General features: G+C 70.9%; 11 protein-coding genes and 4 pseudogenes. 9 read left to right on the top strand and 6 right to left on the bottom strand.

Annotated features, from left to right (window positions below; all coding sequences use genetic code 11):
• The first annotated feature begins 89 nt into the window (after nucleotides 1-89).
• Nucleotides 90-1,613, top strand: a complete 1,524-nt coding sequence (locus ACZ3TS_RS34525; RefSeq protein ID WP_467625737.1) for an FAD-dependent oxidoreductase — start codon at nucleotides 90-92, stop codon at nucleotides 1,611-1,613.
• A gap of 33 nt (nucleotides 1,614-1,646) precedes the next feature.
• Here ACZ3TS_RS34525 and ACZ3TS_RS34520 read toward each other — a convergent pair whose 3' ends face one another.
• From ACZ3TS_RS34520 to ACZ3TS_RS34510, 3 genes are all read right to left on the bottom strand, one after another.
• Complete coding sequence (locus ACZ3TS_RS34520) at nucleotides 1,647-2,024, bottom strand: TraR/DksA family transcriptional regulator (RefSeq protein WP_467625736.1); 378 nt, start codon at nucleotides 2,022-2,024, stop codon at nucleotides 1,647-1,649.
• Between the two features lie 42 nt (nucleotides 2,025-2,066).
• A complete protein-coding gene (locus tag ACZ3TS_RS34515) occupies nucleotides 2,067-3,251 on the bottom strand; it encodes an alcohol dehydrogenase catalytic domain-containing protein (RefSeq protein WP_467625734.1) in 1,185 nt (394 codons plus the stop codon).
• Nucleotides 3,252-3,955: 704 nt separating this feature from the next.
• Nucleotides 3,956-4,129 (bottom strand): hypothetical protein, encoded by a 174-nt coding sequence (locus tag ACZ3TS_RS34510; RefSeq protein WP_467625733.1) that lies wholly within the window; start codon nucleotides 4,127-4,129, stop codon nucleotides 3,956-3,958.
• Nucleotides 4,130-4,329: 200 nt separating this feature from the next.
• On the opposite strand from ACZ3TS_RS34510, the pseudogene ACZ3TS_RS34505 reads away from it, so the two are divergent.
• Nucleotides 4,330-4,524, top strand: a pseudogene (locus tag ACZ3TS_RS34505) (CBS domain-containing protein); the annotation flags it as partial.
• 69 nt (nucleotides 4,525-4,593) lie between these two features.
• Here ACZ3TS_RS34505 and ACZ3TS_RS34500 read toward each other — a convergent pair.
• A complete protein-coding gene (locus tag ACZ3TS_RS34500) occupies nucleotides 4,594-5,937 on the bottom strand; it encodes an amidase (protein WP_467625732.1) in 1,344 nt (447 codons plus the stop codon).
• A gap of 159 nt (nucleotides 5,938-6,096) precedes the next feature.
• On the opposite strand from ACZ3TS_RS34500, the gene ACZ3TS_RS34495 reads away from it, so the two are divergent.
• Nucleotides 6,097-6,264 carry an alpha-L-fucosidase gene (locus tag ACZ3TS_RS34495; RefSeq protein ID WP_467625770.1) on the top strand — a complete coding sequence of 56 codons (168 nt, stop codon included), beginning with the start codon at nucleotides 6,097-6,099 and terminating at the stop codon, nucleotides 6,262-6,264.
• 611 nt (nucleotides 6,265-6,875) lie between these two features.
• On the opposite strand, the pseudogene ACZ3TS_RS34490 reads toward ACZ3TS_RS34495, so the two are convergent.
• Nucleotides 6,876-7,841 (bottom strand): annotated as a pseudogene (locus ACZ3TS_RS34490) (LacI family DNA-binding transcriptional regulator); the annotation flags it as partial.
• 11 nt (nucleotides 7,842-7,852) lie between these two features.
• On the opposite strand from ACZ3TS_RS34490, the pseudogene ACZ3TS_RS34485 reads away from it, so the two are divergent.
• The 3 genes and pseudogenes from ACZ3TS_RS34485 to ACZ3TS_RS34475 all read left to right on the top strand — a co-directional run.
• Nucleotides 7,853-9,105 (top strand): annotated as a pseudogene (locus ACZ3TS_RS34485) (ABC transporter substrate-binding protein); the annotation flags it as partial.
• Nucleotides 9,094-10,007 (top strand): annotated as a pseudogene (locus ACZ3TS_RS34480) (glycoside hydrolase family 38 C-terminal domain-containing protein); the annotation flags it as partial. The pseudogenes ACZ3TS_RS34485 and ACZ3TS_RS34480, both read left to right, overlap by 12 nt.
• Complete coding sequence (locus ACZ3TS_RS34475) at nucleotides 9,999-10,502, top strand: glycosyl hydrolase-related protein (protein ID WP_467625769.1); 504 nt, start codon at nucleotides 9,999-10,001, stop codon at nucleotides 10,500-10,502. The pseudogene ACZ3TS_RS34480 and the gene ACZ3TS_RS34475, both read left to right, overlap by 9 nt.
• Before the next feature lie 98 nt (nucleotides 10,503-10,600).
• On the opposite strand, the gene ACZ3TS_RS34470 is transcribed toward ACZ3TS_RS34475, so the two are convergent.
• The gene (locus ACZ3TS_RS34470) at nucleotides 10,601-11,323 is read right to left on the bottom strand and encodes a FadR/GntR family transcriptional regulator (RefSeq protein WP_467625731.1); all 723 of its coding nucleotides are present in this window, start codon (nucleotides 11,321-11,323) and stop codon (nucleotides 10,601-10,603) included.
• A 201-nt stretch (nucleotides 11,324-11,524) separates the two neighbouring features.
• Between ACZ3TS_RS34470 and ACZ3TS_RS34465 the strand changes: the two genes are divergently transcribed.
• Genes ACZ3TS_RS34465 through ACZ3TS_RS34455 form a run of 3 tightly spaced genes read left to right on the top strand, consistent with a single transcriptional unit; the run spans nucleotide 11,525 to nucleotide 15,109 of the window.
• Nucleotides 11,525-12,598 (top strand): sugar ABC transporter substrate-binding protein, encoded by a 1,074-nt coding sequence (locus tag ACZ3TS_RS34465; RefSeq protein WP_467625729.1) that lies wholly within the window; start codon nucleotides 11,525-11,527, stop codon nucleotides 12,596-12,598.
• Entirely contained in the window at nucleotides 12,595-14,091 is a 1,497-nt protein-coding gene (locus tag ACZ3TS_RS34460) for a sugar ABC transporter ATP-binding protein (RefSeq protein ID WP_467625728.1), read from the top strand. The genes ACZ3TS_RS34465 and ACZ3TS_RS34460 overlap by 4 nt, the downstream gene beginning before the upstream one ends.
• On the top strand, nucleotides 14,084-15,109 hold the full coding sequence (locus ACZ3TS_RS34455) for an ABC transporter permease (RefSeq protein WP_467625726.1): 1,026 nt from the start codon (nucleotides 14,084-14,086) through the stop codon (nucleotides 15,107-15,109). Before ACZ3TS_RS34460 ends, ACZ3TS_RS34455 begins: the two co-directional genes overlap by 8 nt.
• The last annotated feature ends 4 nt before the right edge of the window (nucleotides 15,110-15,113 follow it).

The following is a 15,113-nucleotide window of genomic DNA, read 5'->3' as shown; positions in this document are numbered from 1 at the left end:
ACCGCCGAGATCCTGAACGCCACGGGCGGCAGGCCGCTGCCCTGACCCGGTCCGCGCTTCGCGGATCCGTCGAGGGGAACCCGGCCCCCATGAGCGAGTACACCGGCACACAGGAGTCGTACTGGATCGAGACGGCGCCCGGAGTCCCCCGTCCGGCCCTCACGGATGACGTCACCGTCGACGTCGCCGTGATCGGAGGCGGCATGGCGGGGCTCAGCACCGCCTGGGAAGTGGCGCGGGGCGGCCGTGGCGTCGCCGTGCTGGAGGCCGGTGGCCTCGCCGGCGGTGTCACCGGACACACGACGGCCAAGCTCACCGCACTGCACTCCCTCGTCTACCAGCGACTGCGCCGCACGCGCGGCGCCGATGGCGCCGAGCTGTACGGCCGCTCCCAGGCGGAGGCGATCCGCGCAGCGGCCGGGCTCGTGGACGAACTCGGCATCGACTGCGACTGGGAGAACGCGCCGGCGTTCACGTACGCGCTGCACCACGACCGTGTGCCGGAACTGCGCGCCGAGGCGGAGGCCGCGCGCGAGGCGGGGCTGCCCGCCGACTTCGTCACCGACACGGACCTGCCGTTCCCCGTGACAGGAGCGGTCAGGGTGAGCGACCAGGTGCAGTTCCATCCGCGCAAGTACCTCCTCGCCCTCGCCGAGGCGCTGACACGCCTGGGTGGGCAGCTCTACGAAAGCACCCGCGTGGTCGGTCTGCACGAAGGCGAGCCCTGTCGGCTGCGTACCGAGGCGGGGCACACGGTGACAGCGACGGACGTGGTCGTGGCCACGCACTATCCGATCTTCGACCGCGCGATGCTCTTCGCGCGGCTGTCCCCGCGCCGCGAGGTCGTCCTGACGGCGCCGATCGAATCCTGGCGCGCTCCCCGGGGCATGTACCTCACCCCCGAAGAGAACACGCGTTCCCTGCGGACCGCCCCCTACCGGGACGGCTCACGCCTGCTGATCCTCACCGGCGAACACTTCACCCCCGGCACCTCGGACAGTGAGGAGCGCTTCGCCCGCCTCGCCGACTGGGCCACCGATCACTTCGGGCCGCTCGACTTCACGTACCGCTGGGCCACCCAGGACAACGACTCCACGGACACGGTGCCCCTCGTCGGACCCCTGCACGCGGCGAGCCGTCACACCTATGTCGCGACGGGCTTCGGCGGCTGGGGACTCAGCGGCGGCATCATGGCGGGGCGGCTGCTCGCCGCACTGATCGACGGGCGGGAGCCGCCGTGGGCGAAGCTGTACGACCCGCGCCGTGTGGGCTCCGTGGTGCGTGAGGCACCTGCCTTCCTCAGGCATCAGGCACAGGTCGCCCAGCACTTCCTGGGAGACCGGCTGGCACCGCTGACCGGGCCGTCGGCCGACGGCGTCGCCCCGGGAGACGGCGCGGTCACGCGCGTCGGCGCCCACGCGTGTGCGGTGTACCGCGACGAGGACGGCCGACTGCACGCCCTGTCGGCACGCTGCACCCACCTGGGGTGCCTGGTCGCCTTCAACCGCACGGAACAGGCATGGGAGTGCCCCTGCCACGGCTCGCGCTTCGGCCTCGACGGACGCGTACTGCAGGGCCCGGCCACACGGCCCCTGGACCGGCGGGACATCTGACGGGCCACGCGGGCGCCAGGCGGCCCACGGCCCTCACACCTGCGTGCCGGCCCCGGCCCGGGCGCACGCGATGCACACCTCCGTGTGCGGTACCGCCAGCAGCCGGTCGCGGCCGATGACGTCGCCACAGGCCGTGCACCGGCCGAAGCCGGGCGCCCCCACCCGGGGCAGGGTGGCGAGGATCCGGTCCAGCAACGTCCGGGCGCGCTCGGCGTCCGCGCGCAGGGCCGCGAGCGCGGTCACCCTCGCGCCGACGTCGGCCGCGTCGAGGTCACAGTCCGCATAGAGCGCGGGCATCTTCGACTCGGCCGCCGAGAGCTCCTCGCGCAGCGCGTCCGCCTCGGCGGTGAGCCGGTCGGTGATCTCTCTCAGGTCGTCGGCCGACAGTTTGGTGGGCATGTTGGTGGGCATGGGTGCTCCCGGCTCGGTCGGTCGTGCATGGTCGGGGCGTCGTCAGGGATTGAGGAGGGTCTTGACCATCCCGTCCTCCTTGGCCTGGAACATCGCGTAGGCCTTGGGGCCGTCCTCGAGCGGCATGGCGTGGGTCTTGAAGGTGTCGACGCCGAGCGGATCCTCGTCGGTGAGCAGGGGGAGGATGTCCTCCACCCAGCGGCATACGTTCGCCTGGCCCATGCGCACCTGGATCTGCTTGTCGAACATCGTCAGCAGCGGCATGGGACTCGCGGCCCCGCCGTACACCCCGGAGACGGACAGGGTGCCGCCCCGGCGCACCAGGTCGATGGCCGTGTGCAGGGCCCCGAGCCGGTCCACTCCGGCGTGTTCCATCAGGGGCTGCGCCACGGCGTCGGGCAGGTGGCCGGTGACCCACTGTGCCGCCTTCGCCAGGGGCGCCCCGTGCGCCTCCATGCCCACCGCGTCGATCACGGCGTCCGGTCCCCGTCCGTCGGTGAGGTCCTGCACGGCCTCGGTCAGGTCCTTTCCGTGCCGGCGGACGTCGAAGCAGGTGACTCCGTTCGCTGCGGCGCGCTCCAGGCGCTCGTCCACCAGGTCCACGCCGATGACCAGGCCGGCGCCGCGGTGCCGGGCGACGCGGGTGGACATGTCGCCGATGGGGCCGAGCCCCAGGACCGCCACGCTTCCGCCCTCGGGAACCGCCGCGTACTCCACCGCCTGCCAGGCGGTGGGCAGGACGTCGGACAGATAGACGTAACGGTCGTCCGGCGGGCCCTCGGGCACCTTGACCGGCAGCTTGTTGCCGAACGGGACGCGCAGGAACTCCGCCTGTCCGCCCGGCACCTGCCCGTACAGCTTCGTGTACCCGAACAGGGCGGCGCCGGTTCCCCGTTCCCTGACCTGCGTCGTCTCGCACTGCGAATGCAGGCCCTGATTGCACATGAAACAGTCACGGCAGGAGATGTTGAACGGTATGACCACACGGTCGCCCGGCTTGAGCGCGTGCACCTGCGGTCCGACCTCCTCGACGATGCCCATGGGCTCATGGCCCAGGACGTCCCCCGGGTCGAGATAGGGGCCGAAGAGCTCGTAGAGATGAAGGTCCGAACCACAGATACCGGTGGACGTGATCCGCACGATGATGTCGTCGGGCTTCTCGATCCGAGGGTCGGGGACGGTCTCCACGCGGACGTCCCGACGGCCCTGCCAGGTCAGTGCTCGCATCGCTCTGCTCCTCCGCTCTCTCGTATTCCGGGATCGGCACCGGCTTTCCGAGTCCCCTCGGGCACCCGGCTCGACACACCGGTGTCCTGGTCCGGTCGACGGCCGTCACACGCGGGACGCGAAACGGTTCCCGGATGCGATGTCCCGCCAGCAGCCGGGTGACCTGCTCCAACGGCTCGTTCCGGTCTCCGTGGACACGCCGGGAGCGTCGGCGGCCGCTTCGGCCGCGTCGAGCTGTCCCCGGCGCCGGCTCAGCCGCCGATCGTCCCTGCCGTGCGGAAGGCCTCCGCCGGCATCAGCAGCACCCGGGGGTCGGCCGTGCCGTCGGTTCCCGGCTCTGCGGCCTTCGCGTCCCGCGCGCCGTACGCGTCGGCGGCCGGGTCCTGGATGCTCGGGTGATGGATTCGCCCTCCGGATCGAGCTTGCCGTGGGGTGCGCTGCGTCCGTCGGTGACGATGCCGACGACCCGCCCGTCCAGTGGCCAGGTGCGGCCCGTCTGGGAGAGCGCGGGACTGGCGTCTACGGCGACGAGCGGCACGGCCGCCTCGGGGGCGGGCAGGCCGAGGCCGCGGAGACCTGCTCGCACAGCTCGGGATCGATGGCGGCGGGTACCTGGAAGGCCCGTTGCCTGACGGCGCACGCCGCCCCGCCTTCCGTACGCTCCTGGTCCTGTCGTCCCTCACACGCCGGTGGTCCGCGCCCCGTCAGTCCTCGCCCCTGACGATGTTCCAGTCCGGGCCACGGCGCCTCCCGGGAACCGTCCGGTCGTCGACGGCCGGAACGCAGGTGCGCAGGGTGTTCTCGCGCGGGTTCCGGGACTGCGCCCACCCCGACTCGGGCGGGCGGACGACGGGCTTCTCGCTCGGGTGTGCGGTCACGACGCTTCATCTTCCTTCTGCATCCGGTGGCGGCGAGGCTCTGTCACTCCGGCCGCTCGCCGCCTGTGGGCCGAGTCCCCACCGACGGCAGTCGGAAACGGCCAGGACGGCGACTGCGGCGACGGGCTCCTCGGGTACCGGGCGGCCGAGTGCGGTGACCGGCACTGCCGGATGTGTGAAGGAAGGAAGATGGCCCACCACGTGCTCTCGCGGACGGCGTCGACCCGGAGGAGACCACGGCGGCCCGCGCGTGCAGCGACGAACTGGTCACCGTGATCCCGGACGAGGACCTCGTGGAGGGCGGCCGCCCGGCGGGCATCGTCTCCCTATGCGACCTGGCCATGGAACGCGACCCGGAGTCCGCGCTCGGCGACATCAGTGCCGCGCGGTCCAACCGCTGGCGCTGCCCCGGACTTTCAGCCCGCCGTCCGCACCTTGGGCCGGCTCGGGCCCACGTGCCCCTATCAGCTCAGGGACGCTGTGCGCTGCCAGGGCCGCAGCGCCTCCAACTGGCCTGCGACATCCAGCAGTTCCCGCTCGGAGCCGGGCCGCCCGACAAGCTGGACGGCGCAGGGTGCGCCGCTCGGAAGCGAGCCGAACGGGACCGACATCGCCGGCCAGCCCGTCAGGTTCCACGGAGGGGTCATGGGGGAGTAGTTCGTGTTGGCCAGTACATTGCGCAGCCAGCCCCGTTCGTGCCAGGGCCCCGCGGCCGGACTGCGCCGGGCGAGCGCCGGAGTGAGCAGCACGTCGTGCGCGGCGAAGAACGGCTCCAGGCTCCGGCGCAGCTGCTCGCGGCGGCCACCGGAACGCACGCCCTTCACGAAACGACGGCCCACCGCCGCGTGGACGCGCGTGCGCCGGGCCAGCCGCCGGGCGTCGAGGCCCTCGGCGTCGACGGCTGTGCCCGCCGTCCAGTGCGCCAGTGACGTCGTCCCCAGCCACCAGGGATAGGGCGGTTCGGCCGGATGGACGTCATGACCCGCCCTCGCGAGCAGAGAGGCCGCTTCACGGGCCGCGTCCGCGTAGGGCCGGCTCACGGTCACACCGAGCAGGGGGCTGCGGAGCGAGAGCGCGATGCTGCGCTTGCCGGGCCGCGGCGTGCTCGTCTCCCGGCTGTCCGCAAGTACTTCGAACATCAGCCGTGCGTCCTCGACCGTCGTCGCCAGCGGGCCGTTCTCGGACATGCCGAACCAGTCGCCGTTGCCGATGCCCGCCGGGACCGTGCCGTGGCCCGGCTTGATGGTGACGAGTCCGCAGTTGGCGGCCGGGATGCGCAGCGAGCCCATTCCGTCGTTGCCGAGCGCTATCGGCACCATGCCGGCGGCCACCGCCGCCGCGCTGCCGCCGGAGGAGCCGCCCGCCGTGCGGGAGGTGTCCCACGGATTGCGGGCGGTCCCGTGCACCCCTTCCGTGGTGCCGAAGACGCACAGCTCGGGCACGTTCGTCAGGCCCACGACGACCGCGCCGGCCGAGCGCAGCCGGGCCACCGTGACGTGGTCGTGGGCGGCTGGGGTGTCCGGGGTCGCCGCCGAGCCGTTGCGGTTGGCCTCGCCGCGTACGGCCAGATTGTCCTTGACGGCCACCGGTACGCCGGCGAGGGGCAGTTCGGCCAGATCCACGCGGTCCGCCACCTCGTCGGCCTCGGCGAGCGCCGCGTCCGCGCGCAGTCGGCGGAAGGCGCCGACGCGGCCGTCGAGCCGCTCGATCCGGGCGAGGTGTTCGGCCACCACCTCGTGGGGCGTGGCCCGCTTCTCGCGTACGGCTGCGGCGATCTCGGCGGCGGTCCGGCCGACCCAGTTGGTCACGGGCGCTCCCTGTCGGTCCTCGGCATGGTGGAGGGTGGACGTACTGGCGAGTACGAGGAGCACTGTGCCCTGCCGGGCGGCACCGCGTCGAGAGCCTGACGGTGCGTTGTCACCCGCGCCACCGGCAACCTCGCGAAGGGTCATCCGACCACTGGCTCAATTTCGGACGGCCGACGAGGTTGTGCGCAGCCTTGTCGACATCGCTCGAAGAACGGCAACTTCCTCCTCGACATCGGGCCACCCGCGGACGGCACCATCCCGGATATCATGCAGACCCGTCTGCGTGAGACCGGCCGTCGACTGCGGGCCAACGGCGAGGCGATCTAGTACTGCAACCGCACCTGTCGCGTCACCGCAGGTCAGGCGCAGTGCGGCGCTTTTCGGGCGGTGGCGATCCGACGGTGCACGGTGATAGTCGCCGCGCCGGGACCGATCGCGAACTGGCAGGTCAACGGCATCTTCATCCGATGGACTGTCAACTCCGAAATGCCCAGACGCCTACGCTGACCTGCGCTGATTCCATGAGTGCGGTTGCAGTACTAGGCCACGACCTATGGGTCACGCATGGCGCAGCTCGGCGAGGACCTGCACTTCACGGTCCGGGAGAACGAGGCGTTCTACATCACTCGCTGACGGCGCCGGGCAGCACGCTGACCGTCGAGGCGTCGATGCCGATCCGGAGCGGCGACCAGGTGACCATGCTCGGTCACGACCGGCCGTTGACCTGGACCACACGCAACGGCTCTGTGGTGATCGACGTACCGGAGGCGGCCCGCAAGGCGGGTATTTGTGGGTCTTCAAGGTGGAGCGGCACGGCTGAGGCCAGGAAGAGACGGTTCCGGCTCCAGGGGGCCGGGCCGGCGGCCCGAGGCGTCGGCGAACGTGGGTCGCCGGCGCCCTCGTCGGCGACCTCCGCAGCGGCGGGACATGACACGGTGTCATGCGCCCCGCGCCACCCCTGTGCTGTCCCGCTCGATCAGCCGCGGTACCGGCACCTGCACCATGCGCGACGGGCCGCCGTCCAGCAGCGCCAGCAGCTCCCTCGCCGCCGTGGAGCCGAACTCCACGCTGTCCCTCGACAGCGCGGACAGCCACGGCTTGACGATGCTGCACAGCGCCGAGTCCTCCCAGGCCACGACCGACAGGTCGGCCGGCACCGAGAAGCCGAGCTCGGACGCGGCGGCCACACCGGCGACGGCCATCACGTCGTTGTCGTAGACGAGGGCGGTCGGGGGAGCGGTGCCGTGCAGGACCCGGCGCGTGACGGCGGCGGCTTCGACGTCGGAGCAGTCGGTGGTCACCGACTGCACCTCCGTCAGGCCGCGCCGCTCGGCCTCCGCGCGCAGGGTGCGGATGCGGCGCTGGGTGTGCGCGAGGTCGGGCAGTCCGGCGATGTGGACGATCCGGCGATGACCGAGGGCGGTCAACTCGTCCACGACCGACTCCATCGCGCCCGCGTCGTCCGCCCACACGGTCGACAGCCCCGGGTGGCGCTCGTCCGGTGCGCCGCCGATCACCACGGCGGGCAGGCCGAGTTCGTCGAGCAGGCCGGGGCGTGGGTCCTCGGCGCGCGGGTCGACGACCAGGACGCCGTCCACCCGGTGCTCGGCCCACCAGCGCCGGTAGACCGCGCACTCGTCGGCGACGCCCTCCACCACCTGGAACAGCAGGCCGAGGTGCCGCTCCGCCAGCACCTCCTGGATTCCGGAGACGAGTTGGAGGAAGAAGGAGTCCACGCCCAGCGTGTGGGCGGGGCGGGCGAGGACGAAACCGACCGTTGCCGCGCCCTCGCCGGACAGTTGGCGCGCCGCCGTGCTCGGCCGCCAGCCCAGCTGTTCGGCGACGCGGCGCACGCGGTCGCGGGTCGCCTCGGAGACGCCCGGCCGGCCGTTGAGGGCGAGGGAGCCGTGTCACCGTGCCCACACCCCGCAGAGCACTCGCCGTTGCCGTCGTCGCCGCCGTCGTCCTGCCGCTGAGTGCCTGCGGCTCCTCGGACGACGGCGGTGGCTCGACGGACGCCTCCGGCAAGGTCGAGGGCGACATCACCTTCCAGACCTGGAACCTGCGCGCCAACTTCAAGTCCTACTTCGACGGCCTGATCGCCGGCTTCGAGAAGAAGTACCCCGGCACACACGTGAAGTGGGTCGACCAGCCCGCCGAGGGCTACGCCGACAAGATCAGCGCGGACGCGGCGGGTGGCACCCTGCCCGACGTCGTCAACGTGTCCCCGGACCTGGTCGCCCCGCTGGCCAAGGCCGGGCTCGCGCTCGACCTCGACAAGGCGGCGGCCAAGTACAAGCCGGAGTACCTGGAAGGCGCCTGGGCCAGCCATCAGATTCCGGGCATGACAGGCACGTACGCCTTCCCCTGGTACCTGAACACCGGTCCGCTGTTCTACAACAAGAGCCTTTTCAAGAAGGCCGGACTCGACCCGAACAAGCCCCCGAGGACCTACGCCGACCTCTTCGACGACGCCCTGCAGATGGCGAAACGGACAGACGGCAAGGTCGCCACCCTGGCCAACGTGCCCACCATCGAGGACTTCGGCCGCTACGGCGTCGAGCTGATGAACAAGCAGGGCACCGGATTCGCCTTCAACGATGCGAAGGGTGTCGAACTCTCACCAAGTACAAGGAGTTGCACGACGCCAAGGCGCTCGACCCCCAGGCCCTGACGGCCACCCCCGAGTCCTCGGGCAAGAAGTTCCTCACCGAGGCCGTGGCCATGAACCCGGGCAGCGCGCTGGACCTCGGCAACTTCAAGAAGCAGGCGCCCAACCTGTACAAGAACATCGGGATCACCGACCAGATCACCAGCACCGGGCACGTCAACATGTACGTCATGGGTGTGATGGTCAACTCCCGCACCAAGCACACGCCCGCCGCGGTCGCCTTCGCGCACTACGTGACCGACGCGGAGAACCAGATGTCGTTCGCCAAGAAGGTGGCCATCTTCCCGAGTACCGCCGGTTCGCTGGACGACCCGTACTTCACCAAGGAGGACGGCACGGACGAGACCCGGGTGAGGATCGCCGCCGCCACGTCCCTGAAGAACGCGGTGAACTACACGCCGGTGCTGTTCAGTGACCAGATGAAGACCGAGCTGCGCAACGAGGTCGCCAAGACGAAGCAGGGCAACCGGCGCAGCGAACACCTCCTGCAAGAGGCCGAGCTGTGGGCGGCCACCGCCGCCGTACGGTCCGGATTCCCTTACCCGTACGAGGAACTGGACCGCATCTGGAAGACCGTCCTGCTCCACCAGTTCCACGACATCCTGCCCGGCTCGTCGATCGCCTGGGTGCACCGGGAGGCACGCGCCACCTATGAGCGGATCGCCGGGGAGCTGAACGGGATCATCGCGGCGGCGCAGCGGTCGCTGGCCGGTGAGGGAGACGTGCCGCTGGTGTTCAACGCGGCCCCGCACGCCCGGGCCGGGGTACCGGCGGGAGGTGCGGGTACCCCGGTCGCCGGCGGCGAGGTGTCGCTGACATCGCGGCCGGACGGCGGCTTCGTGCTGCACAACGGCCTACTGCGGGTGGAGATCGACGCGCGGGGACTGGTCGTCTCCGCGTACGACATCGAGGCCGAGCGCGAGACCGTCGCACCGGGGCGCGCCGCCAACCTGCTCCAGCTCCACCCCGACTTCCCGAACATGTGGGACGCCTGGGACGTGGACGCGTTCTACCGCAACACGGTCACCGACCTGGTGGACGCGGAGGAGATCGTGCCCGGCGCGGACGGCACGTCGGTCCGCGTCGTACGGTCCTTCGGCGCGTCGCGCGTCACCCAGGTGCTGTCGCTCGCGCCGGGGGAGCGGCGGCTGGAGATCGACACGGAGGTCGACTGGCACGAGACGGAGAAGTTCCTGAAGCTGGCGTTCCCGCTGGACGCGCGTGCCGAACGGTACGCGTCCGAGACGCAGTTCGGGCACTTCTTCCGGCCGAAACACACCAACACGTCGTGGGAGGCCGCGAAGTTCGAGGCGTGCAACCACCGTTTCGTGCACGTGGAGGAGCGGGCTGGGGCGTGGCGGTGGTGAACGACTCGACGTACGGCCACGACGTGACCCGGACGGTGCGGGAGACGGATTCCGGCACGACCACGACCGTCCGTGTCTCCCTCCTTCGCGCCCCGCGCTTCCCGGACCCGGAGACCGATCAGGGAGTCCACCGTTTCCGGCACGCCCTGGTGCCGGGCGCGACGATCGGGGACGCGGTGCGCGAGGGCTGGCGTATCAACCTGCCGGAGCGGCGGCTGACCGGTGCCCGTGCGGTGACACCGCTGGTGACCGTCGCGGAGGAGGCGGTCGTGGTGACCGCCCTCAAGCTGGCCGACGACGGCAGCGGTGACGTCGTCGTACGGTTCCACGAGTCCCGCGGCGGCCGTACCAGGGCCACGCTCACCGCGGACTTCGACGTGGCGGCCGTGACGGCGACGGATCTGCTGGAGCGACCGCTCACCTGGGGATCCCCCTGCTCGAGCGAAGCCGAGAGCCTGGGGGAGCGGCGGCACCGCACCGCGAGGGCAACCGGGTCGCGCTGCGACTGCGCCCGTTCGAGCTGGTGACGCTGCGGCTGAAGCGGGCCTGAGCAGGGGTGGGGGCCCGCGCGCTCAGCCCGCGGACCCCCGTCCGGAGCCGCTCGCGATCCGTCGCCGGGGCCCGCCTACGACCCGAGCTGCGCCCGCAGCCACTGCTCCACCTCGCCCACGTGGGCGGCAGCCGCCGCGCGTGCCGCCTCCGGGTCGTGGGCCACGAGGGCCCGGTGGATCGCCGCGTGTTCGCGTCGGGTACGGGCGAAGGCGCCCTCCTCCTGGTAGCCCCGCCAGACGCGGGCACGGAAGGTGCGGGAGGACAGGCCCTCGAGGATCGCCGCCATGGTCTCGTTGCCCGCGGCGGCCGCGATCTCACGGTGGAAGGCGATGTCGTGCGCGAGGATCTCCTCGGGGTCGTCGGTCGCGTTCATCGCCGTCAGGTGTTTCTCCACTTCGGCAAGTTGGTCGTCGGTGATACGGGCCGCCGCCAGTGCGGTCGCCGTCGACTCCAGGATGCGCCGGACCTCGAGCAGCTCGACCAGGCGGGGCCCGCGCGAGAGGTCCGCCACCACGCCGAAGGTCTCCAGCAGGTCGCCCGCCTCCAGTTGGGTGACATAGATGCCCGAGCCGTGCCGGGCCTCCAGCACCCCGAGGACCGTGAGCGCGCGGATCGCCTCCCGCATCGAGCTGCGGGAGATGCCCAGCTGGGCCGCCAGATCGCGTTCCGTCGGCAGTCGCTGGCCGGGTTCGAGTCGGCCCTCGGCGATCATCGCCTTGATCCTCTCGATGGCGCGCTGTGTCACGGTGCCCTTCTGCGGACCCGTCTCGGCGTCACTCGTCAGGGTTTCGTCCACGCCGTCCTCCTGTCGCCACCTGGGTGCGCCGCAGTCTAACCATGGATGTGGTCCGACCACTATGGCTGAAAGCTGCGAAAAAATGCCGCACGAGGGTGTTGTGCAAGCGAAGTGGTCTGATAAATATTCGTCCCGGTCGAGCGGGACGCCCGGCCACGCACAGTCACACCCGATCGACTTCGCTCAACGAGGAGCCGTCAGATGGCCGGCAGAAACGTGCGGAACAGGCGATTCACGTCGCGGGCGGTGCGTGCGGCGGCTGCGGCCGCCTGCGCCACTCTCGTCCTTGCGGCATGCGGCAGCACCAAGGACAGCGGCGCGTCGAGCGCCGGAGGTGGCGGCACCGGCAAGGTCGGAGTGATCCTGCCCCTGCTGACCTCGCCGTTCTGGCAGTCGTACAACGACTATGTGCCCAAGATGGCGAAGTCCGAGGGCGTCGATGCCCTGGGGACCGTCAACTCCAACAGCGACCCCTCGCAGCAGATCACCGACATCAACAACGAACTCAACCAGGGCGTGAAGGGCCTGGTCGTCGCGCCGCTGGACAGCGCCGCGATCCAGGCCGGGCTCGACCAGGCCGAACGCAAGGGCGTCCCCGTGGTCGCCGTCGACGTCGCGCCCGACAAGGGCAAGGTCGCGATGGTCGTCCGGGCCAACAACGTCGCCTACGGCGAGAAGGCCTGCGACTACCTCGGTCAGCACATCACCAGCGGCAAGGTCGTGCAGATCATGGGCGACCTCGCCTCCGTCAACGGCCGGGACCGTTCCGAGGCGTTCCGCTCCTGCGTCAAGAAGAAGTACCCGAAGCTGCAGGTCCTGGAGATCCCCGCCAAGTGGGAGTCCGACACCGCGGCCTCCAAGCTCGACACGCTCCTGAACGCCAACCCCGACATCAAGGGCATCTACATGCAGGCCGGCGGCGTCTACCTCGCGCCCACCCTGCAGACCCTCAAGTCCAAGAACATGCTCAAGACGGCGGGCCAGAAGGGCCACATCGTCATCGTCTCCAACGACGGCATCCCGCAGGAGTTCGACGCCATCCGCAAGGGCGAGATCGACGCCACGGTCTCGCAGCCCGCGGACGCCTACGCCAAGTACGGCATGTACTACATCAAGGCCGCGATGCAGGGGAAGACGTTCAAGCCCGGTCCCACCGACCACGACTCCGAGATCGTCAAGCTGCCCAGCGGCATCCTCGAGGACCAGCTGCCCGCCCCCCTGGTCACCAAGGACAACGTCGACGACCCCAAGCTGTGGGGCAACACGGTCAAATGAGCACCCCACTCGTTCAGGCGCGGGACATCGTCAAACGGTACGGCCCCACCGTCGCCCTCGAGGACGGACAGCTCACCGTGCTCCCCGGCGAGTCCCACGCCCTCGTCGGCCGCAACGGCGCCGGCAAGTCCACGCTCGTCAACGTCCTCACCGGCCTCCAGGCCCCCGACGAGGGCACGGTCCTCTTCGACGGCGAGCCCGCACCGCCGCTCGCCGACCGCGACGCCTGGCGCCGCAAGGTCGCCTGCGTCTACCAGAAGCCCACGGTCGTCCCCGAGTTGACGGTCGCCGAGAACCTCTTCATCAACCGTCAACCGACCGGGCGCGGTGGACTCATCAGCTGGCGCAGGCTCAAGGCGGAGGCGGCAGAGGTCCTCGCCACCTGGGACGTGCACGTCGACCCGGATGCCCGCACCGCTGACCTCAAGGTCGAGGACCGTCAGATGGTGGAGATCGCCCGGGCCCTGAGCTTCGGCGCCCGCTTCATCGTCCTCGACGAGCCGACCGCCCAGCTCGACAACCGCGAGATCGAGCGCCTCTTCACCCGTATGCGGGCGCTCCAGGGCTCCGGCGTCACCTTCCTCTTCATCTCGCACCACCTCCAGGAGGTGTACGAGGTCTGCCAGACCGTCACGGTCCTGCGCGACGCCCGCTGGATCACCACCGCACCCGTCGCCGATCTCCCCCGCGCGGCCCTGGTGGAGGCCATGGCGGGGGAGGTCATCGCCGAGCACACGACGACCGCACGGGACGCCGTGGCCGATGGCGCGCCGGCCGCCCTCGAAGCGCACGGGCTCACCTCTGAGGCGTACGACGACATCGACCTCACCGTCCGCCACGGCGAGGTCGTCGGGCTCGCCGGGTCCAGCGGCAGCGGCAAGATCGAACTCGCCGAGACCCTCGCCGGACTGCACAGCCCGAGCGGCGGCACGGCCCGGCTCGACGGCAGACCGCTCCCGTTCGGCGACGTACAGGCCGCACTCACGGCGGGCGTCGGATGCGTACCCCGGGACCGGCACGAACAGGGCCTCGTCGCCGGGATGACCGTCGGCGACAACGCCACCATGAGCGTCCTGGGCCGCCTCGGCCGGTACGGGTTCGTCGGCACCCAGCGCAGACGCGCCTTCGCCGGCGAGCTGATCGAGCGCCTCGACATCCACGCCGAGGGCCCCGACCAGCCCGTCTCCGACCTCTCCGGAGGCAACGCGCAGAAGGTCGTCATGGCCCGCGCCCTCGCCTCCGATCCGCGACTGCTCGTCCTGATCAACCCCACCGCGGGCGTCGACGTGAAATCCAAGGAGTCGCTGCTGGCCCGGATGGACAGCGCCCGCGAGGACGGCACCGCGGTGCTCGTCGTCTCCGACGAACTCGACGACCTGCGGCGCTGCGACCGCGTCCTCGTCCTCTTCCACGGCCGGATCGTCGCCGAGCACCCGGCGGGCTGGCACGACCACGAGCTGATCGCCTCCATCGAAGGAGTGGACCATGGCTGACACCAAGGCCCCGCCGCTCACACCCGTCCCGGTGCCCGACGCCCGTTCGGCCAAGGCTGTGCTGCTCCGCCGGGCCCGCGAACTCGCGCTGCTCCCCGCGCTGTTGTTGCTGATGGTGCTGGGCGCGTTCGTCAACGACTCGTTCCTCACCGAGCGCAATATCATCTCGATCCTGGGTGCCTCCGCGGCCCTCGCGATGGTCGTGCTCGCCGAGTCGCTCGTCCTGATCACCGGCAAGTTCGACCTGTCCCTGGAGTCGGTGGTCGGCATCGCGCCGGCCGTGGGGGCCCTGCTCGTCCTGCCCGCCGCCCAGTCCGGCTGGGGCACCGAACTTCCCGCCGCGCTCGCCCTGGTCGCGATCCTCGTCGTCGGCGCGGCGATCGGTGCCTTCAATGGCATCCTCGTGGTGAAGTTCAAGCTCAACGCCTTCATCGTCACCCTCGCCATGCTGATCGTCCTGCGCGGCCTGCTGGTCGGCGCGACCAAGGGCAAGACGCTGTTCGGGATGCCCGACGCGTTCTTCACCCTGGCCACGACGACCTTCCTGCGCGTCCCGCTGTCCGTGTGGCTCGCCGCGGTCGCCTTCGCGGTCGCCGGCCTTGTCCTGCGCTACCACCGCGTCGGCCGTGCCCTGTACGCGATCGGCGGCAACGCGGACGCCGCCCGAGCGGCCGGCATCCGCGTCGAGCGCGTGATGCTCGGCGTGTTCGTCGTCGCCGGCTGCCTCGCTTCCGTCGGCGGGATCATGCAGACGGGCTACGTGGGCGCGATCAGCGCCAACCAGGGCAACAACATGATCTTCACGGTGTTCGCGGCGGCGGTCATCGGCGGTATCAGTCTCGACGGCGGCAAGGGCACCATGTTCGGCGCCCTGACCGGTGTGCTTCTCCTGGGCGTCGTACAGAACCTGCTCACCCTCGCCCAGGTGCCGTCGTTCTGGATCCAGGCCATCTACGGCGGAATCATCCTGGTCGCCCTGATGATCGCGCGTGTGACGACGGGCCGTGCCCAGGACTGACCTG

The sequence above is a fragment of the Streptomyces sp. NPDC022910 genome (assembly GCF_055561075.1).
The sequence above is the reverse complement of the archived record's forward strand: the minus strand, read 5'-3'. Positions and strand labels throughout refer to the sequence as shown.

Bases quoted from the DNA above. Each gene is read 5' to 3' on its own strand.
- ACZ3TS_RS34525 (WP_467625737.1), top strand. From the start codon at position 90: ATGAGCGAGTACACCGGCACACAGGAGTCGTACTGGATCGAGACGGCG.
- ACZ3TS_RS34520 (WP_467625736.1), bottom strand. From the start codon at position 2,024: ATGCCCACCAACATGCCCACCAAACTGTCGGCCGACGACCTGAGAGAG.
- ACZ3TS_RS34515 (WP_467625734.1), bottom strand. From the start codon at position 3,251: ATGCGAGCACTGACCTGGCAGGGCCGTCGGGACGTCCGCGTGGAGACC.
- ACZ3TS_RS34465 (WP_467625729.1), top strand. From the start codon at position 11,525: ATGGCCGGCAGAAACGTGCGGAACAGGCGATTCACGTCGCGGGCGGTG.
- ACZ3TS_RS34460 (WP_467625728.1), top strand. From the start codon at position 12,595: ATGAGCACCCCACTCGTTCAGGCGCGGGACATCGTCAAACGGTACGGC.
- ACZ3TS_RS34455 (WP_467625726.1), top strand. From the start codon at position 14,084: ATGGCTGACACCAAGGCCCCGCCGCTCACACCCGTCCCGGTGCCCGAC.